Source organism: Fusobacterium varium, assembly GCA_021531615.1.
Lineage (GTDB): Bacteria > Fusobacteriota > Fusobacteriia > Fusobacteriales > Fusobacteriaceae > Fusobacterium_A > Fusobacterium_A varium_C.
In genome coordinates, this window is sequence record JADYUE010000123.1 from 1 (window position 1) to 223 (window position 223).

The following is a 223-nucleotide window of genomic DNA, read 5'->3' on the forward strand; positions in this document are numbered from 1 at the left end:
GCGGGATCGAACCGCTGACCTACGCAGTGCAAGTGCGTCGCTCTCCCAAACTGAGCTATATCCCCATATGGTGCGTTTGAGTGGACTCGAACCACCGACCTCACGCTTATCAGGCGTGTGCTCTAACCAGCTGAGCTACAAACGCATTCTTATTGATAATGTAGAACATTACCAATAGAACAGAGAAAGAGATTTGATCTCCTTAGAAAGGAGGTGATCCATC

At 48.4% G+C, this 223-nt stretch carries 1 tRNA gene; it reads right to left on the reverse strand.

The window, feature by feature from the left end:
• Nucleotides 1–68: 68 nt before the first annotated feature.
• Nucleotides 69–145: transfer RNA gene (locus tag I6E31_12590), tRNA-Ile, on the reverse strand.
• Between the last annotated feature and the right edge of the window lie 78 nt (nucleotides 146–223).